15 protein-coding genes are annotated in these 19,757 nt (G+C 40.1%); 7 read left to right on the plus strand and 8 right to left on the minus strand.

The window, feature by feature from the left end; translation table 11 throughout:
- Positions 1-15: 15 nt before the first annotated feature.
- Complete coding sequence (gene nfuA, locus MJX77_RS00560; RefSeq protein WP_005303330.1) at positions 16-654, minus strand: Fe-S biogenesis protein NfuA; 639 nt, start codon at positions 652-654, stop codon at positions 16-18.
- 157 nt (positions 655-811) lie between these two features.
- On the opposite strand from nfuA, the gene MJX77_RS00565 reads away from it, so the two are divergent.
- From MJX77_RS00565 to MJX77_RS00585, 5 genes are all read left to right on the plus strand, one after another.
- Positions 812-1,429: a rhomboid family intramembrane serine protease gene (locus MJX77_RS00565; protein WP_004793994.1), complete on the plus strand. Its 618-nt coding sequence runs from the start codon at positions 812-814 to the stop codon at positions 1,427-1,429.
- A 170-nt stretch (positions 1,430-1,599) separates the two neighbouring features.
- Entirely contained in the window at positions 1,600-3,276 is a 1,677-nt protein-coding gene (locus MJX77_RS00570; protein ID WP_252060297.1) for an arylsulfatase, read from the plus strand.
- Positions 3,273-4,277, plus strand: a complete 1,005-nt coding sequence (locus tag MJX77_RS00575) for an SUMF1/EgtB/PvdO family nonheme iron enzyme (protein ID WP_252060298.1) — start codon at positions 3,273-3,275, stop codon at positions 4,275-4,277. Before MJX77_RS00570 ends, MJX77_RS00575 begins: the two co-directional genes overlap by 4 nt.
- 107 nt (positions 4,278-4,384) lie before the next feature.
- Positions 4,385-4,549 (plus strand): hypothetical protein, encoded by a 165-nt coding sequence (locus MJX77_RS00580; protein WP_016138934.1) that lies wholly within the window; start codon positions 4,385-4,387, stop codon positions 4,547-4,549.
- A gap of 555 nt (positions 4,550-5,104) precedes the next feature.
- Positions 5,105-6,652 carry a hypothetical protein gene (locus MJX77_RS00585; protein ID WP_151827420.1) on the plus strand — a complete coding sequence of 516 codons (1,548 nt, stop codon included), beginning with the start codon at positions 5,105-5,107 and terminating at the stop codon, positions 6,650-6,652.
- A 45-nt stretch (positions 6,653-6,697) separates the two neighbouring features.
- On the opposite strand, the gene dsdA is transcribed toward MJX77_RS00585, so the two are convergent.
- Both dsdA and MJX77_RS00595 read right to left on the minus strand, forming a co-directional pair.
- Positions 6,698-8,032 (minus strand): D-serine ammonia-lyase, encoded by a 1,335-nt coding sequence (gene dsdA, locus MJX77_RS00590; protein WP_252060300.1) that lies wholly within the window; start codon positions 8,030-8,032, stop codon positions 6,698-6,700.
- Positions 8,033-8,196: 164 nt separating this feature from the next.
- Positions 8,197-9,828 carry an inorganic phosphate transporter gene (locus tag MJX77_RS00595; protein WP_151822240.1) on the minus strand — a complete coding sequence of 544 codons (1,632 nt, stop codon included), beginning with the start codon at positions 9,826-9,828 and terminating at the stop codon, positions 8,197-8,199.
- Positions 9,829-10,294: 466 nt separating this feature from the next.
- On the opposite strand from MJX77_RS00595, the gene metH reads away from it, so the two are divergent.
- Positions 10,295-13,981, plus strand: coding sequence for a methionine synthase (metH, locus tag MJX77_RS00600; protein ID WP_252060302.1), 3,687 nt, complete (start codon positions 10,295-10,297; stop codon positions 13,979-13,981).
- Between the two features lie 78 nt (positions 13,982-14,059).
- Here metH and MJX77_RS00605 read toward each other — a convergent pair whose 3' ends face one another.
- The 4 genes from MJX77_RS00605 to MJX77_RS00620 all read right to left on the minus strand — a co-directional run bounded on the left by MJX77_RS00605 (position 14,060) and on the right by MJX77_RS00620 (position 18,068).
- Positions 14,060-15,064: a transketolase family protein gene (locus MJX77_RS00605; protein WP_252060304.1), complete on the minus strand. Its 1,005-nt coding sequence runs from the start codon at positions 15,062-15,064 to the stop codon at positions 14,060-14,062.
- A gap of 10 nt (positions 15,065-15,074) precedes the next feature.
- On the minus strand, positions 15,075-15,920 hold the full coding sequence (locus tag MJX77_RS00610) for a transketolase (protein ID WP_252061291.1): 846 nt from the start codon (positions 15,918-15,920) through the stop codon (positions 15,075-15,077).
- A 19-nt stretch (positions 15,921-15,939) separates the two neighbouring features.
- Entirely contained in the window at positions 15,940-17,241 is a 1,302-nt protein-coding gene (locus MJX77_RS00615) for an MFS transporter (protein WP_252061292.1), read from the minus strand.
- A 77-nt stretch (positions 17,242-17,318) separates the two neighbouring features.
- Positions 17,319-18,068 (minus strand): SDR family NAD(P)-dependent oxidoreductase, encoded by a 750-nt coding sequence (locus tag MJX77_RS00620; protein ID WP_252060306.1) that lies wholly within the window; start codon positions 18,066-18,068, stop codon positions 17,319-17,321.
- A gap of 184 nt (positions 18,069-18,252) precedes the next feature.
- Here MJX77_RS00620 and MJX77_RS00625 point away from each other — a divergent pair, with 184 nt between their 5' ends.
- On the plus strand, positions 18,253-19,128 hold the full coding sequence (locus MJX77_RS00625) for a LysR substrate-binding domain-containing protein (protein ID WP_081037658.1): 876 nt from the start codon (positions 18,253-18,255) through the stop codon (positions 19,126-19,128).
- Between the two features lie 11 nt (positions 19,129-19,139).
- Here the strand turns inward: MJX77_RS00625 and MJX77_RS00630 are convergent, their stop codons facing one another.
- Positions 19,140-19,586, minus strand: coding sequence for a hypothetical protein (locus MJX77_RS00630; protein ID WP_252060308.1), 447 nt, complete (start codon positions 19,584-19,586; stop codon positions 19,140-19,142).
- Between the last annotated feature and the right edge of the window lie 171 nt (positions 19,587-19,757).

Raw genomic sequence — 19,757 nt, forward strand, 5'->3', positions numbered from 1 at the left:
TTTCAAATAATTTAATTATTTGAAATAAGCACCTTCTGCTTGCGTATGGTCAGTTTGGTCAACCACACGTTGGAGCTCAGGAATCTGCTCTTTTAAAGTAGTTTCAACGCCCTGTTTCAAGGTAACGTCAATTGCAGAACAACCTTGGCAACCACCACCAAATTTCAATACAGCAGTTAAACCATGCTCTGGATCATCTTGTACTTCTACCAAGCTACAATTTCCACCATGCCCTGCAAGACCTGGGTTAATTTCTGCTTGAAGAATGTAAGTAATACGTTCCTCAATTGATGCATCTGGACCAACACGTGGAACCTTAGAGTTTGGTGCACGGAAAGTGAGCTGACCACCAAAACGGTCCTTGTTGTAATCAATTACAGCATCTAAAAGATATGGAATAGATGGTGCATCAATATACGCAGGAAAATCAGGATAGTCTTGTTTATAATCTGTTGGGATCACTTCTTCTGGCGCACTATATGCCATACAACATTCGGCACGTGGCGTACCTGGATGCTCAACAAAAATTCGAACGCCAATTCCCGGAGTATTTTGCTTCGTTAATAAATCGTGCAAATACTCTTGTGCAGATGGTGTAATCAAAAGGTTTGGAATTTCTTCTGCAACAGCAGTGTTGGTGTTCTCAGTCGACATAACAATATTCCTCAAGCTGATGCCTTTATATTAACCGAAGATGAGGTGGATTTAAAAAAAATCAACTAAATTTGTCGGATTTATACACAACAGGGTTTCAACTTCAGTTTTTAATGGCATTATTGAGCCAGTATTGATCATTTTTTAAATATTTCTTATGTTGCATTTGCCATTTAACCATACAGTTACTCTTATTATTATTACGGTCATTATCTCTTTAATTGCTTTTAGCAACCAAAACGTGATGAACCGGCTGATTTTTTGGCCACCTGCAATGCAACGTGGACAGATTGATCGCTTCATTACTCATGGCTTTATCCATGCCGATGGAACACATCTACTTTTCAACATGATTACCCTGTTCTTCTTTGGCAGTATTATTGAAAGTTTTTATCGCCAATATTTCTACGACATGGGTTTTGTGTTGTTCTATTTAGGTGGCTTAATCTTCGCGATTTTACCAAGCTACCTACAACATAAAAATGATGCGAATTGGGCCAGCCTAGGCGCCTCAGGTGCTGTTTCAGCAGTGTTATTTGCTTATATTCTATTTCAGCCGTGGAAGTTAATTTTCGTATTTTTCATTCCTGTACCCGCTATTATTTTTGCAATTTTATATGTGGCCTACAGTATTTGGGCTGGTAAGCGTGGTAATACCCATATTAACCATAGTGCTCATTTATGGGGTGCGGCTTACGGAATCATCGTAACAATTCTACTTGAACCAAAAGTTATTCCGCATTTCTTAGACCAACTAACTCGCCTTCCTTTCTAAACAAAATAAATTAAAGGAAGGCCCCTTGTGGGCTTTTCTTTTTTTCTCATTAATTTATCACTATAAATTCTCAGTCTTTTTTCTGATTATCTTTGATCTTTTCTTTGTTTTGATTGCAAAAACCATCTGATTAAACTCGTGCCAATTCTTTTAATAATTCAGATGATACAATGAAGTACAAAGCAATTTTATCTAGCCTTTCCATTGCTTTATTTAGCTTATCTTTAGCTGGATGTAATGACAACGATAATCAAGAAAATGTAGCAACCACACCTAAGCAGCCGAATATCTTATTTATTATGGCTGATGACTTAGGCTATTCCGATTTAGGGGCTTTCGGTGGTGAAATTCACACCCCTAATATTGATAGTTTGGCTCAAGAAGGCCGCCTTTTAACGGATTATCATACTGCTCCGACTTGTTCTCCAACACGCTCTCAACTCATTTCTGGTACTGATCACCATTTAGCTGGTATTGGGGCAATGGCTGAACTCACACCAGAACATTTGAAAGGACAACCAGGCTACGAGGGATATTTAAATGAACGTTCTCTATCGATTGCACAAGTACTTAAAGATAATGGTTACCGCACGTACATCAGTGGTAAATGGCATTTAGGGTTAACCCCTGAAACCAATGCACATGCAAAAGGTTTTGATCATTCATTTACATTATTACAAGGTCTAGACCATCACTTTAAGCAAGCGCCAAGTGCATTTAAACGAAATTCAACTTATACAGAAGATGGTCAAGTTATTCCTGTTTCCGCTTTGCCAGATGACTTTTTCTCGACAAATTATTTTACCGATAAATTACTGAGCTACTTAGACTCAGGCAAAAATAGTGGCAAACCGTTCTTTGCTTATGCTGCCTATACGGCGCCTCACTGGCCAATTCAAGCACCTGCTGAATACCGTGAAAAATATCGCGGTGTTTATGATGTTGGTTACGATGTTATTCGTAACGCACGTATTGCTAAGCAAAAACAGCTTGGAATTATCCCTGCAAACTTTGAGGCAGCAGAACCAATTGCAACTCAAAATGCCCCACAAAAATATGGAAAATGGGATGAGTTAACAACTGAACAAAAGGCACTAGAAGCCCGTAAAATGGAAATCTATGCAGGCATGGTAGAAAACCTCGATGCTAACGTCGGCCGCATTATTCAATACCTCAAACAAAATAATCTTTATGACAACACTTTAATTTTCTTTGTTTCCGATAACGGTGCTGAAGGTTTTGTACGTGGCGGATATGGTAGTGAATCTGGTTTTGATAACTCTGTAGCAAATGTGGGAACACCAACTTCATATCACTATATTGGACCACGTTGGGCCGAGGTCAGCGCGGCACCATTTCATTTATGGAAAGATACAGCTGGTGAAGGTGCAACCACTGCCCCTGCTATTGTGAAATTACCAAATCAGAAAAAAGCAGAAGAAACCAATAATAGCTTTGCATCTGTACTCGATGTTTTCCCAACCCTATTAGAATATGCTCATATTCCAGTACCTCAAGGCCAATACAATGGTCGTACCATTAATACGCCATCAGGAGTTTCATGGAAGCCTTTACTTGAAAATAAAACCACTACCATTCGCCCTGCTAATTTTAGTTTTGCCGATGAATTACATGGTAGTAAATATGCCAAACAAGGTGAATGGAAAATTGCAGTTCAAGGACGCCCTGAGTTAGGCACGGGAACTTGGGAGTTGTATAACATTGCCACTGATCGTGGAGAAAAGCACAATGTTGCGCAACTTTACCCAGCAAAAGTGCAAGAGTTATTATCGGTTTATCAAAAATATACTGAGAAAAATGGTGTGCAGGAATATAACGCCAAATGAGATTAAAACTATTTTTAGTTACCGCAATCAGCCTGTCTTTTATGACAGGCTGTAGCCAATCTTCAAAAGTTTCTGAATCAGCACCCTCACCTCAACAGCCAACGTCTTTAGCTGACCTAGGTTCTATTGAAAAGTGTAAAAACTACTCTGGACTACCTCAAGGTTGGCTCAAACAGCCTACAGCTGGAATGGTGTTAATTGCCGATGGGCATTTTAATTTTGGTTCTGAGAAAGCCTATCCCGATGAACTTAATTTTGCAAAAAAACAAAGAGAAGTTAAAGGATTCTGGATTGATCAGACTGAAGTTACCGTTGCTCAATTTGCAAGCTTCGTAAAAGCAACGGGCTATCTTACCGATGCTGAAAAACAAAAGCAGGCCGCTGTTTTTTCACCAGATCCTCATCATCCACAGCAATGGTGGCAGCTAAAATCAGGTTATACATGGAAAACGCCAAATGGCAGTAATGGTGCTATAGCCAATCCTAATGAGCCTGTGCGATATGTGAGTAAAAATGATGCTGAACATTATGCAGTCTGGCTCGGACATGACTTACCAACGGAACTAGAATGGGAATATGCAGCTAAAGCCAATTCAAAAACTGATACGCCCTTACATCAAGCTCCTACCGATGAACACCAACATCCACAAGCAAATTACTGGCAAGGTGAATTCCCTTTTCAAAACCTAAATCAAGATCACTTTAAAGATGTAGCACCCGTTGGATGTTTTACACCAAACGATTTCAAACTATTTGATACGATTGGAAATGTATGGGAATGGACATCCTCTCCTTATCAAGGTGCTCATGACCAACATATGGGAAATTATTCTGATTTAAGACAACAGCAAATTGCGAGTACACAATATGTAATTAAAGGTGGATCTTTTCTGTGTGCTCAAAATTATTGTTCGCGTTATCGAAACAGTAGTCGTTATCCGCAAGACTTTGATTTAGCAGCAACCCATGTTGGCTTTCGAACAATTTTAAGATCTAATTAGTTTCTTTTAATTGGAATTAGTAAATATATTTTTAACGAAAAGTAGATCGAAAAATAATCAATATATTTCTATAGTACAAAGGAGAATGATAAAAAAGTGAGAACATGATGAAAGCATTATTTCTTTGTGTAGCAGCAATTTTCACAATGTCATTATCAGCCTGTGCAGTTCATACACGGGAAGGTAGTATTGTGATTGATCCAGATTCACCTTATCACAATCATCCCGGAGACTTTTGCCCACCAGGGCAAGCTAAAAAAGGACGCTGTTAGAACCACTCCATTCTTAAAGTAATTTTGAAGTTACATTAAAGAAATAGAGTTTGATTAAATGATAAGCTGAGTACAAAAATAGTGGGTTCCAACCCAAAAATAGATGGGATGAAACTAGAAAATTATGGTGTAAAAAAATCACCATATCCCCAAGATTTTTAAAAGACAATCTTACGTTGTCTTCTATCTAGTTTCACCCCAATTCTTTCTTATTCCGTCTGACTTCTCTTATCCTTTAAGAAAAAAGTCTAGTTTTTAATCATTTCTGCATCTGTATTATTGATACATTTTGAACATTTTACCTTCAGGTTAAAACTGATGTATTTGCTTCATACAAAATAATCATTTATGTAACGTAAGTCTATAAAAATGTTCTAAAAATGTGAAAAAAATTAAGACTAAAATGAGATGAATTTATCATAATAAATTGCTCTTTCAAGTTTCATCACATAAATATTCAATATTATTTTGTCAGTTATTGCCACTCGTTTCCTTTCATTGGCATAGATAATGTATACATCTGTATATTAACCCAGTCTTATAACGAGATATTTTATGTCCAGCACAAGTCAAGTCGAAGGTCTACAATTTCCAGTACATGCCTCAACAAAAAAACAAAGCACATCTCTTACCGGCCAAGAGATTTTGTCAGAGGCTTTATCTGTTGTAGATAATAAAACCGCGCAACAAGTGTTGAATGAAAAAAACTGGCGAAAAAACTACCCTATTTATTTTAAAGCGCTTGTTAAGCAAGGCATCTCAAATAGTAGCAATCCAATTACTATTGCTAAGCAGGGCTTGCATAAAGCTCACCACCTTTTTGACTACTATCGTGATAGTAAGCATTACCTTTTAAAAGATGCGGTTCATATTGCTTCATCTACACCCCTTCATACAGTAAAACTTAAAGGTGAAAGTGATGCAGCTCCAGAGTGGTATGTTCCTTACAAAGGGCAAAAGCTTAGTGGACAAAGCTTACTAGACCAAATTCAACGTTGGGAAGAGGCTGGTATTATTGAACCAAGTCATGCAAAAGCTTTGCGTGAAGCTACTGCTCATCCAGAATGGTTTGATTTATCTGACCGTACCATGGTGCTGTTTGGTGCAGCTTCAGAAGCTGGTCCTCTACCTTGGTTAGCCAAATGGAAAGCGAATATTATTGCTGTCGACTTACCAAACCCACGTGTGTGGGGCAAAATTTTAAATACGATTCAACAAGGAAACGCAACACTCATTGCTCCAAGCGTTGAACAAATTGCTTCCTCAGCAAAAGCTTCTGAACTAAAGGATAAATTGGGTGCAAATTTATTGACTCAATTACCAGAAATTGCACAGTGGCTAGTGCAGTTTCCACAAAAGTTAGATTTGGCCGCAATCGCCTATTTAGATGGTGAAAAGCATGTTCGCGTGTCCATGGCAATGGATAGCATCATGCAATTTGTGAGCGAGCATAAGTCTGATACGAGCCTTATGTTTATGTGTACGCCAACCGATGTTTATGCAGTTCCTAAAGAAGTAGCAAAAGCTGCTCAACAAAAATTTAAATCACGCACAAAACTACAAAAAATGGCGGTGAAAGGTGTTTCTACACTTTCATTAAATCGTTTTTTCCAAGCGCCTTATCAAGACCTGATTGATTGTGAAAATGGAAAAACTTATGGTATTGCCGACTGTCTAGTGGTTGAACAAGGGCCAAATTATGCTTTGGCAAAACGCATTCAACAATGGCGTGCTATTTTGGCCCGCCATCAGGGACAACACGTAAGTATTAATATTGCTCCATCTACCACTACCCACTCTGTGACTAAAAATCCATTATTGAAAGCAGCTTTTAATGGTGCAGAGCTTTTTGATGTAGAAGCGTTTAGTCCTGAAACGACCAATGCCATTATGGCGGCACTCTGGATTCATGACTTAAGAAATGAGTCTTCTGTGGCAAATCCTGAAACTGAACTGGACCATCCGCTTGAACTCATGATGGAAGGTGCTAACCACGGCGGATTATGGCGTGTTGCTTATTTAGCAAGAACTGCCCTACCTTTTGCTGCAATCTATGGATTTGCAACCGAAAAACTACCTTTTGGAAAATCATCTAAAAAATAGTTTAATTAAAGCCCAATTCTAGAATTGGGCTTTTTCTGAGTTTTTCTATTTATTTTGAAAGTGTGATAGATATTTTTGCATTTCATCAGGTGGCACCATACCGCCTCCAGTCGCCCATACCACATGATTTGCCTGCTGCAACTTTTCAGCTGATAGTTGATGTAAAGCCAAATAATCAGGACTCGTCTGAACATAATATGGACCCATCATTCCTGCCACTGCTGAAGGCTCAAGCTGAATATTTTCAGTTTTATTTAGAAGTGCTATTAGTTCATACAAACGTTCATCGTGAATGGTGTAATAGCCATCAATTAACTGTTGCATAGCACGCCCAACAAAACCTGAAGCACGTCCTACTGCAAGTCCATCTGCGGCTGTAACGTTATCGATGCCAATGTCATTTACTGAAATCTGATCATGCAAGCCTGTGTGCACACCAAGTAACATGCAAGGCGAATGGGTTGGTTCAGCAAAAATACAATGTACGTGCTCACCAAAAGCCAGTTTCAACCCAAAACTCACGCCACCTGGGCCACCACCTACGCCACACGGCAAATAAACAAATAATGGGTGTTCAGCATCAACTTTAATCTGTTTTTGCTCAAATTGCTGTTTTAAGCGTATTCCTGCAACGGCATAGCCTAAAAATAATGTTTTCGAGTTTTCATCATCAATAAAAAAGCAGTGTGGATCTTGTTCTGCGGATTTTCGTCCCTCTTCAACCGCTACACCATAGTCACTGGCATATTCCACAACATTGACGCCCAGTGAACGCAGTTTGTCTTTCTTCCACTGTCTCGCATCGGCAGACATATGCACTGTGACTCTAAAACCCAGTTTGGCGCTCATAATGCCAATCGAAAGCCCAAGGTTGCCTGTAGAACCTACTGCAATTTGATACTTAGAAAAAAACGTGCGAAATACGTCTTGGTCCAGTTTAGTGTAATCGTCTTCCAACTTGAGAAGTCCTGCCTCAATTGCCAATTTTTCAGCGTGAGCCAAGACTTCATAAATACCACCACGTGCTTTAATTGAACCTGAAATAGGGAGATGACTATCTTTTTTTAGCCAGAATGTTCCACTCAGTTGCTCTTGTTCTATTGAAGAAAGTGCTTGCTGCATTTTCGGAATTTCAACGATATCTGATTCAATTTTTCCATGTTGTGCTTGAGTTTCAGGAAATACCTTTGCTAAATAAGGTGCGAAACGCGCTAGCCTTGCTTCCGCGTCACTTACATCGTCTACTGTGAGTCCAACTTTTTCTAAAGCTTCAGTTAAAGGATAGCGATGAGGTGTAAACCAAAATGTCTCTTGATAGGCTTGCAGTGTCTCAATAAGTGGAAATTGTTGTTTTAGCTGATCTATTTGAACCGCATCCATAATCTATCCTGATATAAAAAGTTTAAGCTCAGCTTTTAAAGCTGCTTGATGCTCTATAACGACTTGTTAATTTATAATTGAATGTACATGAAAATAGACTGAACTTTAAAAAGAAACAAATAAAAAAGCCACTGTTTACAGTGGCTTTAATGTTTTAAATGCTTTTATACAAACTGCAAGAATAACCAGTACAAACCGCCTGATAAACAGATTGTTGCAGGAAGTGTAAATACCCATGCAGATAAAATTGTTTTCACTGTATTGAAGTTTAAGCCTGATTTATTCGCAACCATGGTACCTGCAACAGCACTGTTTAAAACGTGTGTTGTTGAAACAGGCATACCTAAACCGTCAGCAGCTGCAATTGTACTCATTGCTACAAGCTCAGCAGACATCCCCTGACCATAAGTCATATGATGCTTACCAATACGCTCACCTACAGTCACAACAATACGTTTCCAGCCCACCATGGTGCCTAAGCCAAGTGCCAAAGCAACTGCTACTTTCACCCAAGTTGGAATGTACTGTAAGAATGAATCTAAGCTACTACGGTATTCTTTCACAAGCTTTTCTTGTGACTGATCCATTTTTGGTAATGCATTCGCTTTATCCAAACGCTTAAACGAAGTGGTGCTTAAATACATGTCATTACGAATTTCGCTAATTGCAGCTTCTGGAATATCTTTTAAGTTGCTATAGCTAGAAACACGCTCACCCAAGTGGTCAGTCATGCTTGCCAATGCAGGCACTACTTCTGGAGTTTGCTGTTTAGTCTGAATGTATTTAGTCAAAATAACACGTGCTTTTTCATCGGTTAATTCTGGCTGATTTTGATTCAAAAATACGGCAGTTTGAGAAGAAAGCTGATGGAATGATTGAACTTGTTGTGTATCAAGGTTTTTATTTAATGAATAAGCCAACGGCACCAGACCAACCAAAATCAGCATGATGAGACCCATACCTTTTTGACCGTCATTAGAACCATGTGCAAAACTTACACCTGTACAGGTAAAGATTAAAATTGCACGAATGATTGCTGGTGGTGGTTTATTACCTTCTGGCGGCTGGAATAATTCTAATTGGCGTTTAAAAACAGTTTTAACCAACAAGAATACAATCGCTGCAAAAGCAAAACCAATTAAAGGCGAAAATAATAATGCCTTACCGACTTTAATCACCTGATCCATATCAACACCGCTGGTCGTTACGCCAGTCGATGCACTCAACAGATGGTTCATAATGCCCACACCCAAGATTGAACCAATCAAGGTATGAGAACTAGAAGCAGGAATACCCAAGAACCAAGTACCTAAGTTCCAGAGAATCGCAGCAATTAGAAGCGCAAAAACCATTGCGAAACCGGCACCGCTACCCATGTTCATAATCAGTTCAACAGGCAACAATGCAATAATGCCGTAAGCGACTGCGCCGCTTGCAACCATTACCCCAAGAAAATTACAAAAACCTGCCCACATGACTGCAACTGGTGCAGGTAAAGCATTGGTGTAAATCACTGTTGCTACTGCATTTGCAGTATCGTGGAAGCCATTTACAAACTCAAAGCCTAAAGCAATCAAGAGTGCAGTAGATAAAAGGATAACCGAATAAAGACTCAAAGGCGGTACATGTGCTAAATCAGCACTCACCTGAAATCCAATATAAATAAGTGTTGCAACAATAATCGTCAGAAACACCGGCATAAAAAACTTAGGTGTCGGGACATGTACATTCGTCGATTTGACTTGCAGGTTTGCCGCAAGTTTTGAATCCGAAACAGGGGGTAGATTAGAATTCATGCAGACGGTAAGAGGATAAAAAAATCCTCTGTATTCTTAAATTAAATTATGACAATTATATGACAAAGCGGCGCCTGATGAAGTCAATTTTTCATATTTTGACCTCATTTGATGCACCTTTCCTCTATTAAATTTATTTTTTTATTAAAATACAATAATTTAAATCAATTTATATCTTCCTTATTTATGACTATTTTTAAAGCAAAAATATATAAAAAATTACCCGAATGCTTGTTTTTTAAACAGCATAATTGTTATAAAACGGAATATTGGAGATGAAATATTTCAATATCATGATCATTTTATGAATATTTGATGAAAAAACAGTCTTTATTTGTCATAAAAGCCGTTTTTCTAATGAATCTATTACAAGTGAATGGTGGGTCGTTATAGCTCATCAATTGCGCAACTATTCTGTTACAATAGCGCCGCATTTTTAAATTCATATAAAAGATCGGGGTTTTCTATGTCTACGCTTGCCACCCTAAAAGCGCTTCTTGCTAAACGCATTCTGATTATTGATGGTGCAATGGGAACGATGATCCAGCGCCATAAATTGGAAGAAGCCGACTACCGTGGTGAGCGTTTTGCCGATTGGGCACATGACCTAAAAGGTAACAATGACCTTCTTGTGCTAACTCAACCCGAAATCATTCAAGGTATTCATGAAGCTTATCTTGATGCAGGCGCAGACATTATTGAAACCAACAGCTTTAACGGCACGCGTGTTTCAATGTCTGACTACCACATGGAAGATCTTGTTCCAGAGATTAACCGTGAAGCAGCACGTTTAGCTAAAGCAGCTTGTGAAAAATATTCGACTCCAGATAAACCGCGTTTTGTAGCAGGTGTACTCGGTCCAACATCGCGTACCTGTTCAATTTCACCTAATGTAAATGACCCTGCCTTTCGTAACATTACGTTTGATGAGCTAAAAGAAAACTATATTGAGGCAACTCATGCGCTGATTGAAGGCGGTGCAGATATCATTTTGATTGAAACCGTTTTTGATACATTAAACTGTAAAGCTGCAATTTTTGCGGTGAAAGAAGTCTTTAAGCAACTTGGTCATGAATTACCACTTATGATTTCAGGGACCATTACCGATGCCTCAGGCCGTACTTTAACAGGTCAAACTGCTGAAGCGTTCTGGAACTCTGTACGCCATGGTGACTTACTTTCAATTGGTTTCAACTGTGCCCTTGGTGCAGATGCCATGCGTCCTCACGTTAAAACCGTGTCTGATGTTGCTGATACTTTCATTTCTGCTCATCCAAATGCTGGCTTACCAAACGCTTTTGGTGAATATGATGAAACACCAGAACAAACTGCTGCCTTCTTAAAAGAATTTGCAGAAAGCGGTTTGATCAATATTACCGGTGGTTGCTGTGGTACGACACCAGACCATATTCGTGCGATTGCCAATGCTGTAAAAGACATTGCACCACGTCAAATTCCTGAAACTAAGCCAGCTTGTCGCTTAAGTGGTTTAGAACCATTTAATATTTATGATGACTCATTGTTCGTTAACGTCGGTGAACGTACCAACGTTACTGGTTCAAAAAAATTCTTACGCTTAATTCGTGAAGAAAACTTTGCCGAAGCTTTAGAAGTTGCACAGCAACAAGTGGAAGCTGGCGCACAGATTATCGACATTAACATGGATGAAGGGATGCTCGATTCGCAAAATGCGATGGTGCATTTCCTAAACCTTGTAGCATCGGAGCCAGATATTTCACGTGTGCCGATCATGATTGACTCATCAAAATGGGAAATCATTGAAGCAGGCTTAAAATGCGTACAAGGTAAACCTGTTGTTAACTCGATTTCGTTAAAAGAAGGTTATGACGAGTTTGTCGAAAAAGCTCGCCTGTGTCGCCAATATGGTGCTGCAATTATTGTGATGGCCTTTGATGAAACTGGTCAGGCAGACACTGCTGAGCGTAAACGCGAAATCTGTAAACGTTCTTATGACGTTTTAGTTAACGATGTGGGCTTCCCTGCTGAAGATATTATTTTTGACCCGAACGTGTTCGCAGTAGCAACAGGTATTGAAGAACACAATAACTATGGTGTCGATTTTATTGAAGCCACAGGTTGGATTAAACAGAATTTACCTCATGCCATGATTTCTGGCGGTGTATCGAACGTTTCATTCTCGTTCCGTGGAAATGAGCCTGTTCGTGAAGCGATTCACTCTGTGTTCTTGTACCATGCCATTAAACAAGGCATGACTATGGGTATTGTAAATGCCGGTCAAATGGCAATTTATGACGATATTCCTAAAGAACTCAAAGATGCAGTTGAAGATGTTGTTTTAAACCAGAACCAAGGTGAATCTGGTCAACTTGCTACTGAAAAATTGCTTGAAGTCGCTGAAAAGTTCCGTGGTCATAGTGGTGCGCAGCGCGAAGCAGAAAACCTTGAATGGCGTAACGAACCTGTAGAAAAACGCCTTGAATATGCGTTGGTCAAAGGTATTACCACCTACATTGACGAAGACACAGAAGAAGCTCGCCTAAAAGCCAAACGTCCTTTAGATGTAATTGAAGGCGCTTTGATGGACGGCATGAACGTTGTTGGTGACTTGTTCGGTTCAGGCAAAATGTTCTTACCACAGGTTGTGAAATCTGCACGTGTTATGAAGCAAGCTGTAGCTTGGCTCAACCCGTACATTGAAGCTGAAAAAACAGGTAGCCAATCTAAAGGTAAAGTCCTGATGGCAACTGTTAAAGGCGACGTGCACGATATTGGTAAAAATATTGTAGGCGTGGTACTGGGCTGTAATGGTTACGATATTGTTGACCTTGGCGTGATGGTGCCTTGCGAGAAAATCTTGCAAACTGCAATTGATGAAAAATGTGACATCATCGGTTTGTCAGGTCTGATTACGCCATCTTTAGATGAAATGGTATTTGTTGCGAAAGAAATGCAACGTAAAGGTTTTAACATTCCTTTATTGATTGGTGGTGCAACAACTTCAAAAGCACATACAGCAGTAAAAATTGATCCTCAGTACCAAAACGATGCGGTGATTTATGTTGCCGATGCTTCACGTGCTGTGGGTGTTGCAACTACTCTCCTTTCGAAAGAAATGCGTGGAAACTTTATTGCAGAGCACCGTGCTGAATATGTCAAAATTCGTGAGCGCTTAGCTAACAAACAGCCTAAAGCTGCCAAGCTAACTTATGCAGAGTCGGTTGAGAATGGCTTTAAAATTGATGAGAGTTATGTTCCTGCAAAACCAAATCTTTTGGGAACACAGGTCTTAACCAATTACCCACTTACAACACTTGTAGAATATTTTGACTGGACACCATTCTTCATTTCTTGGAGCTTGGCAGGTAAGTTTCCGAAAATTTTAGAAGATGAAGTGGTTGGTGAAGCTGCAACAGATCTGTACAACCAAGCTCAAGCAATGTTGAAAGATATTATCGACAACAACCTTTTTGATGCACGTGCTGTATTTGGTATGTTCCCCGCTCAGCGCACCGATGCTGACACCGTCAGCGTATTTGATGAAGCGGGTCAAAATGTTACGCATACTTTTGAGCACTTACGTCAACAATCTGACAAAGTAACAGGTAAACCAAACTTGTCTTTGGCAGATTACATTCGCGCTGACCGTGAGCAACAGGATTACTTAGGCGGATTCACTGTATCGATTTTTGGTGCAGAAGAATTGGCAAATGAATACAAAGCCAAAGGTGATGACTACTCTGCAATTTTAGTTCAATCACTAGCTGACCGTTTTGCCGAAGCTTTTGCAGAACATTTACATGAACGTATTCGTAAAGAGTTCTGGGGTTATAAAGCTGATGAACAGCTTAGCAATGAAGAGCTGATTAAAGAAAAATATGTCGGTATTCGCCCTGCACCGGGTTACCCAGCTTGTCCAGAGCACTCTGAAAAAGCAGTGTTGTTTGACTGGTTAGGTTCTACCGACAAGATCGGTACTAAACTGACTGAACACTTTGCAATGATGCCACCATCTTCAGTAAGTGGTTTCTATTATTCTCATCCACAAAGTGAATACTTTAACGTAGGCAAAATCTCTCAAGACCAACTTGAAGATTATGCAAAACGTAAAGGTTGGACATTTGATGAGGCGAAGCGTTGGTTAGGGCCGAATTTAGATGATTCGATTGTTTAAGTTTTGAATCATCCTGATTAAAAATAGGGCGTGAAAGAAATTCCATCACGCCCTTTTCAATTTGAAAATTTAATCTTTTTACTTCAAATGTGACTTAATTTTGTCTTTAACTGCTTTAGTTGAAATACCATATCGATCATGCAAGGTTGGTAATGCCCCTGCATCTAAAAATGCATCTGGCAAACCAATCATGTCAAAATGAGGATGTTGTCCATTTCTTAGAAGTAATGACCCCACAGCTTCCCCTAGTCCACCAATGACTGAATGATTTTCGGCAGTTAAAACAGGACGGCCACCTTTTGCAACTTCATCCAGAATGGTTTGTTCATCTAAAGGTTTAATCGTAGGCACATGCAACACTGAAACCTCAATGCCCTCTTTTTCAAGTTCTTCGGCTGCCTCAAGCGCACGCATGGTCAATAAACCAGTCGAAATAATGAGTAAGTCTTTACCGGGTTTAATCACCTGTGCCTTACCTAATTTAAACTGGTAATTGTATTTATCGAGCACTAATGGAACCTGTCCACGCAATAAACGCATATATACAGGGCCATTATGAGCAGCAATCTGAGGAATCGCTTGTTCGATTTCTAAGGCATCACATGGGTCAATGATCATGAGGTTTGGCATTGCACGAAAAATCGCAATATCGTCAGTCGCCTGATGGCTTGGGCCGTAGCCTGTGGTTAAGCCCGGAAGTGCCGCCACAATTTTGACATTCAGATTATCTTCCGCAATCGCCATACAAATAAAGTCATAGGCACGCCGTGATGCAAACACAGCATAGGTGGTCGCAAAGGGAACAAATCCTTCACGAGCAAGTCCTGCTGCTGCGCTCATCAAAAGTTGTTCTGCCATGCCCATTTGGAAAAACTTGTCTGGATTTTCTTTAGCAAAAATATGCAGGTCTGTATATTTTGATAAATCTGCTGATAAGCCCACAATATCATCACGCTCTTTTGCCAAGACATTTAGTGCATGTCCAAATGGGGCTGGTTTGGTCGGTTGGCCCTCGGCAGCAATAGAAGCAATCATTGCCGAAGTGGTTAGTTTTTTCTTAGGAGGATTGGCTAACTGGCTCATGGTGTATTCCTTACTGTCCGTAGTGGGTCAAAATATTTAAAGCATCGTCCCATTCATGTTCATCAACACGAATAAAGTGTGTTTTTTCGCGGCTTTCCAAGAACGACACACCCTTACCCATTTTGGTGTCACAAATAATGACGCGTGGGCATGTTCCCTCATGGTTTCGTGCTTGGTCGAATGCCTCAAGCAAAGCTTCCACGTCATTGCCATCTACGCGTTGGGTGTACCAACCAAATGACTGCCAACGGTCTACAATGGGTTCAAACGCTAAAATTTCGCTGGAGTGCCCATCTGCCTGCTGATTATTCACATCAATAATGGCAATCAAGTTATCTAGTTTCCAATGAGAAGCAGACATCACGGCTTCCCATGTTGAGCCTTCATTTAACTCACCATCGGACAGTAAGTTATAGACAAAAGCATCCGACTTTTTCTGTTTCAGCCCTAGACATGCACCGACTGCAATTCCAAGACCATGCCCCAATGAACCACCTGTAATTTCCATGCCCGGTGTATATGAAGCCATGCCCGACATCGGTAGACGACTATCATCTGCACCGTAGGTTTCAAGTTCTTCAAGTGGGATAATTTTTGCTTCAATCAAGGCTGCATAGAGGGCAATTGCATAGTGTCCAATAGAGAGATAAAAACGGTCACGACCTTCCCATTCAGGGTTTTCTGGCTGATATTTCATCGCATGGAAATAAGATACTGCCAGTAGATCAGCTGCGCCCAAAGCTTGTCCAACATAGCCTTGACCTTGTACTTGCCCCATGCGTAAAGCATGTTGGCGAATGTGGTAGGCACGTTGTTGCAACTCGGCAATTTGGCCTGCTTTATCAACATTTAACATTGTCATTTACTATTCCTTATTAACGATTGACCAGTTTTGCCGGAACACGCAGAACCAGACTGGCACCAAAAATTAATACTGTTGTGATTAAGAACATGCCGATTGCATTTGAACCTGTGTTGGTGGTGACCCAACCGATTAAATAAGGTGAGCAAAAGCCTGCGAGGTTGGCGAAGCTATTGACGGCTGCAATACCTGCCGCTGCCGAAACACCACCCAAGAAGTTGGTCGGTAACATCCAAAATAAAGAGGATGCTGTCAGCACACCTGAGGCTGCGATGCAAAGGCAAATTAAAGAGAGGGTTAGATTTGAAGCGAATAAGGTCGCAAATGTGAGTGCTATAGCACCTGCACACATTGGAATAATTAAGTGCCAACGGCGTTCTTGGAAATGGTCACCACTACGTCCTGCCAAAATCATAACTACAATCGCGCACATATAAGGCAGGCTGGTGAGCAAACCGATATGCCAATTATCACTAATGCCTGAGTTGCGAATGAGAGTGGGTAGCCAAAAGGTAATGGCGTATTGGCCCATCACTACGCAAAAATAGATGCCTGCGAGTAACCATAAGCGTTTATCTGCGATGAAATCTTTAACACTAGCATGACCTTCTTTGTGCTGGTTATCTTGAGCCAGCTCTTGCTTCACCAAGTTTTTTTCGTCTTGAGTTAACCAGTTGGCATCTTGAACTGAATCTTTTAAAACAGCGAGTACCAATAGGCCGACGAGCACAGTAGGAATGGCTTCAATAAGGAACATCCACTGCCAGCCAAACCAACCATGTACACCGCTCATTCGGTCCATAATTAAGCCTGAAAGTGGTCCACCAATCATTCCCGAAATTGGAATCGCGATAAACCAAAGTACGGTCATGCGTGCACGGCGGTAAGACGGGAACCAATAAGTGAGATAGAGCAACAAACCCGGAGCTAGTCCAGCTTCGGCGACACCCAATAAAAAACGTAAGGTGTAAAATTGCCATTCAGTTTGAACAAAAGCAAAACAGCCTGACAAAATTCCCCATGTAATCATGATACGGGCAATCCAACGTCTTGCGCCTACTTTGTGAAGTACGATGTTACTTGGTACTTCACAAAGAAAATAACCAATAAAGAAAATCCCTGCGCCTAGCCCATATACAGCTTCACTAAACTGTAAATCGCTCATCATTTGGAGTTTGGCAAAACCCACATTTACTCGATCTAAATAGGCACAAAAATAACAAAGCATTAAAAATGGCATGAGCCGAAATGCAATTTTTCGATAGGCAGATTTACGAATCGCCATATCTACTTCAGATGAAAATACTGTATCCATCATGCGAATCCCTTTACATTTGGTCACAGTATCCTCTTGTGACCATCATTCTATTTTTAGTTTTTAAATGACAAGCCTTAATGAATCAGCATGCCACCATTTACATCGAGTGTTACGCCAGTTAAGTAAGCTGACAGATCACTTGCCAAAAATAATGCTGCATTTGCAACATCTTGCGCTTTACCTAAGCGGCCGAGTGGAATACCTGCCAAAATGTCGTGACGACGATCATCATTCATTAAACCGCCAGTAATATCAGTATGGATTAGACCCGGAGTAAGAGAATTTACACGAATTTGGTCAGGACCAAACTCTCGAGCCATCGCTTTTGCTAGACCTAACACCCCTGCTTTGGCAGCGCTATAGTGTGGCCCGCCAAAAATACCACCGCCGCGTTGAGCTGAAACTGAAGATAAGCACACAATGCTTCCACCTCCGTTTGCTTTCATGGATGGAATAACAGCTTGAGACATAATCAGTGTTCCACGCAGGCTGACGTCTAAAATACGATCATAGTCATTGCGCTGAATATCGAGTGTTTTAACTGGCTGAGTAATGCCAGCATTGTTAATTAAAATATCAACCTTGCCATAGTGCTGTAGTGCTTGTTCAACAGCTGCTTTGACCTGTTCTTCATTTGCAACATTGGCAGCAAGACCTAAATGTCCTTCACCAAGTGCCTTTGCAGCGTTTTGGCTTTGAGCAAGATCTAAATCAACAATAATGACCTTAGCACCTTGTTGTGCAAAGATTTCTGCGGTTGCTCGCCCAATTCCACGTTCTGATGCTGCACCAGTAATTAATGCCACTTTTCCTTGTAGTAACATGTTCAATCCTCTTTTACGCTTTATTTCCTGAGTTCTGACTTAGAATCTCTTTTTTCACAAAGCCCAGCAATCATCTCGCATTCAACAAGGCATGAAAAAAATTCATGCCTATGCTATTTTTAAATAAGTTTTAGGGATAAAAACGGATCATTTCATGGATAGCACTGAAAACAATTTCAACCAGATGCCCTCAATTAAAACATTACAGGCTTTTGAACAAACCGCCCGTTTTGGCAATGTTGCCAAGGCAGCCGAGCATTTGAATCTCACGCCTTCCGCAGTAAGTCACCAAATTGCTAAGCTTGAAGAAATGATTGGGCAGAGTTTATTTATTCGTGGTGCTCGTGGTGTGACGCTTACCCCTTCTGGCGAACGCTATTTTCAAGATGTCACCACCATTTTGCATAACCTGATGTTAGCGACTGAAAAAGCTGCTGATAAAAGTCCTAAAGACAGTCTATATATTCATTCATCTCCAAGTTTTGGTTTGCTTTGGTTATTACCACGCCTTGAATCATTTAAAGAAAAATTTCCAATGATTCAGGTCAACTTGTCATGTTCTTATGAAAATTTGCACTTTACTCGCGACAAGATCGACATTGATATCCGTCATGGTTTGCCCAACTGGACAGGGGTAGAAATCAGAACGATTCGTAATGAAAAGCTAGAAGTACTTGCATCCCCCAAACTACTTGAACGCAGTCCAGTAAATAAACCTCAAGATTTATTAAAAAAAGAACTGATTTTATCGCGCTCAACCTTAGTTACTTGGCCCCAATGGTTTGCCCATCAGGGTTTAAGCATTCCTGAGTTTCCCTACACTTTGAGTTTTGACCGCTCTTATATGTCACTTGAGGCGGCCACACACGGGCTAGGTTTTGTTTTAGAAAGTAATTTGCTTACTCAAAATTATTTGGAATCTGGAAAGTTGGTTAGAGTTTTTGCAGATGAGCTATCGATTCCTATCTCGGCTCATCATTTGGTATATCCACGAACCCACCAATTTATTCCTAAAATTGAGCTGTTTTTAAACTGGATTCATGATGAGTTGGCAGATTGAGAAGTCATTTCTTAAATGATTTGAATTTGCTCAACTCTTAAGTGATGCATCATCTCTCGAACAAATACAAAGTAGGTAAAAATATAAAGCTGATCTGGAGCCACTTGGCTTGTGTAGTAGCTCAAACGCTCAATAAAATCATTGAATCCATGCTCAAGCTCAGTACGGCTGATGTACTTTTTAGCATTAAAAAATAACCGACTCAGTTGCGTCATGGCTGCATCAGACGTAACAGCTACGCCACTTATCTTTAGATTTCTGAGTAGCTGAGACTCGATGATTTCTTCAATGAAATAAATCATCTTTTCGATAGCCAGTTCATCAATAACACCATGGCCATTACTTTTTGAATCAACAAACCCCAAGCCCTGTTCGAGTTGAATATTTTGATTATCTATGTCAAATGATAAGCCATTAAGACCAAGTGAAAATTTTAAAACCGAGTCGGGATGATTCATAAAAATAGCTTACCGTTGAGTTTTATTAATAGGATTAGTGCCAGTTTGTTCAATGCTTAGAGTTAACAGCGCTAATCCTCATTAACACTATATATAATAAAAAACTCTTTAAAAAGATGAAAAATCAATCTTATATTCATCCAACCCTACGATTAAAAAATAGAGTATAAA

Source organism: Acinetobacter sp. AHP123, from assembly GCF_023757925.1.
Lineage (GTDB): Bacteria > Pseudomonadota > Gammaproteobacteria > Pseudomonadales > Moraxellaceae > Acinetobacter > Acinetobacter oleivorans.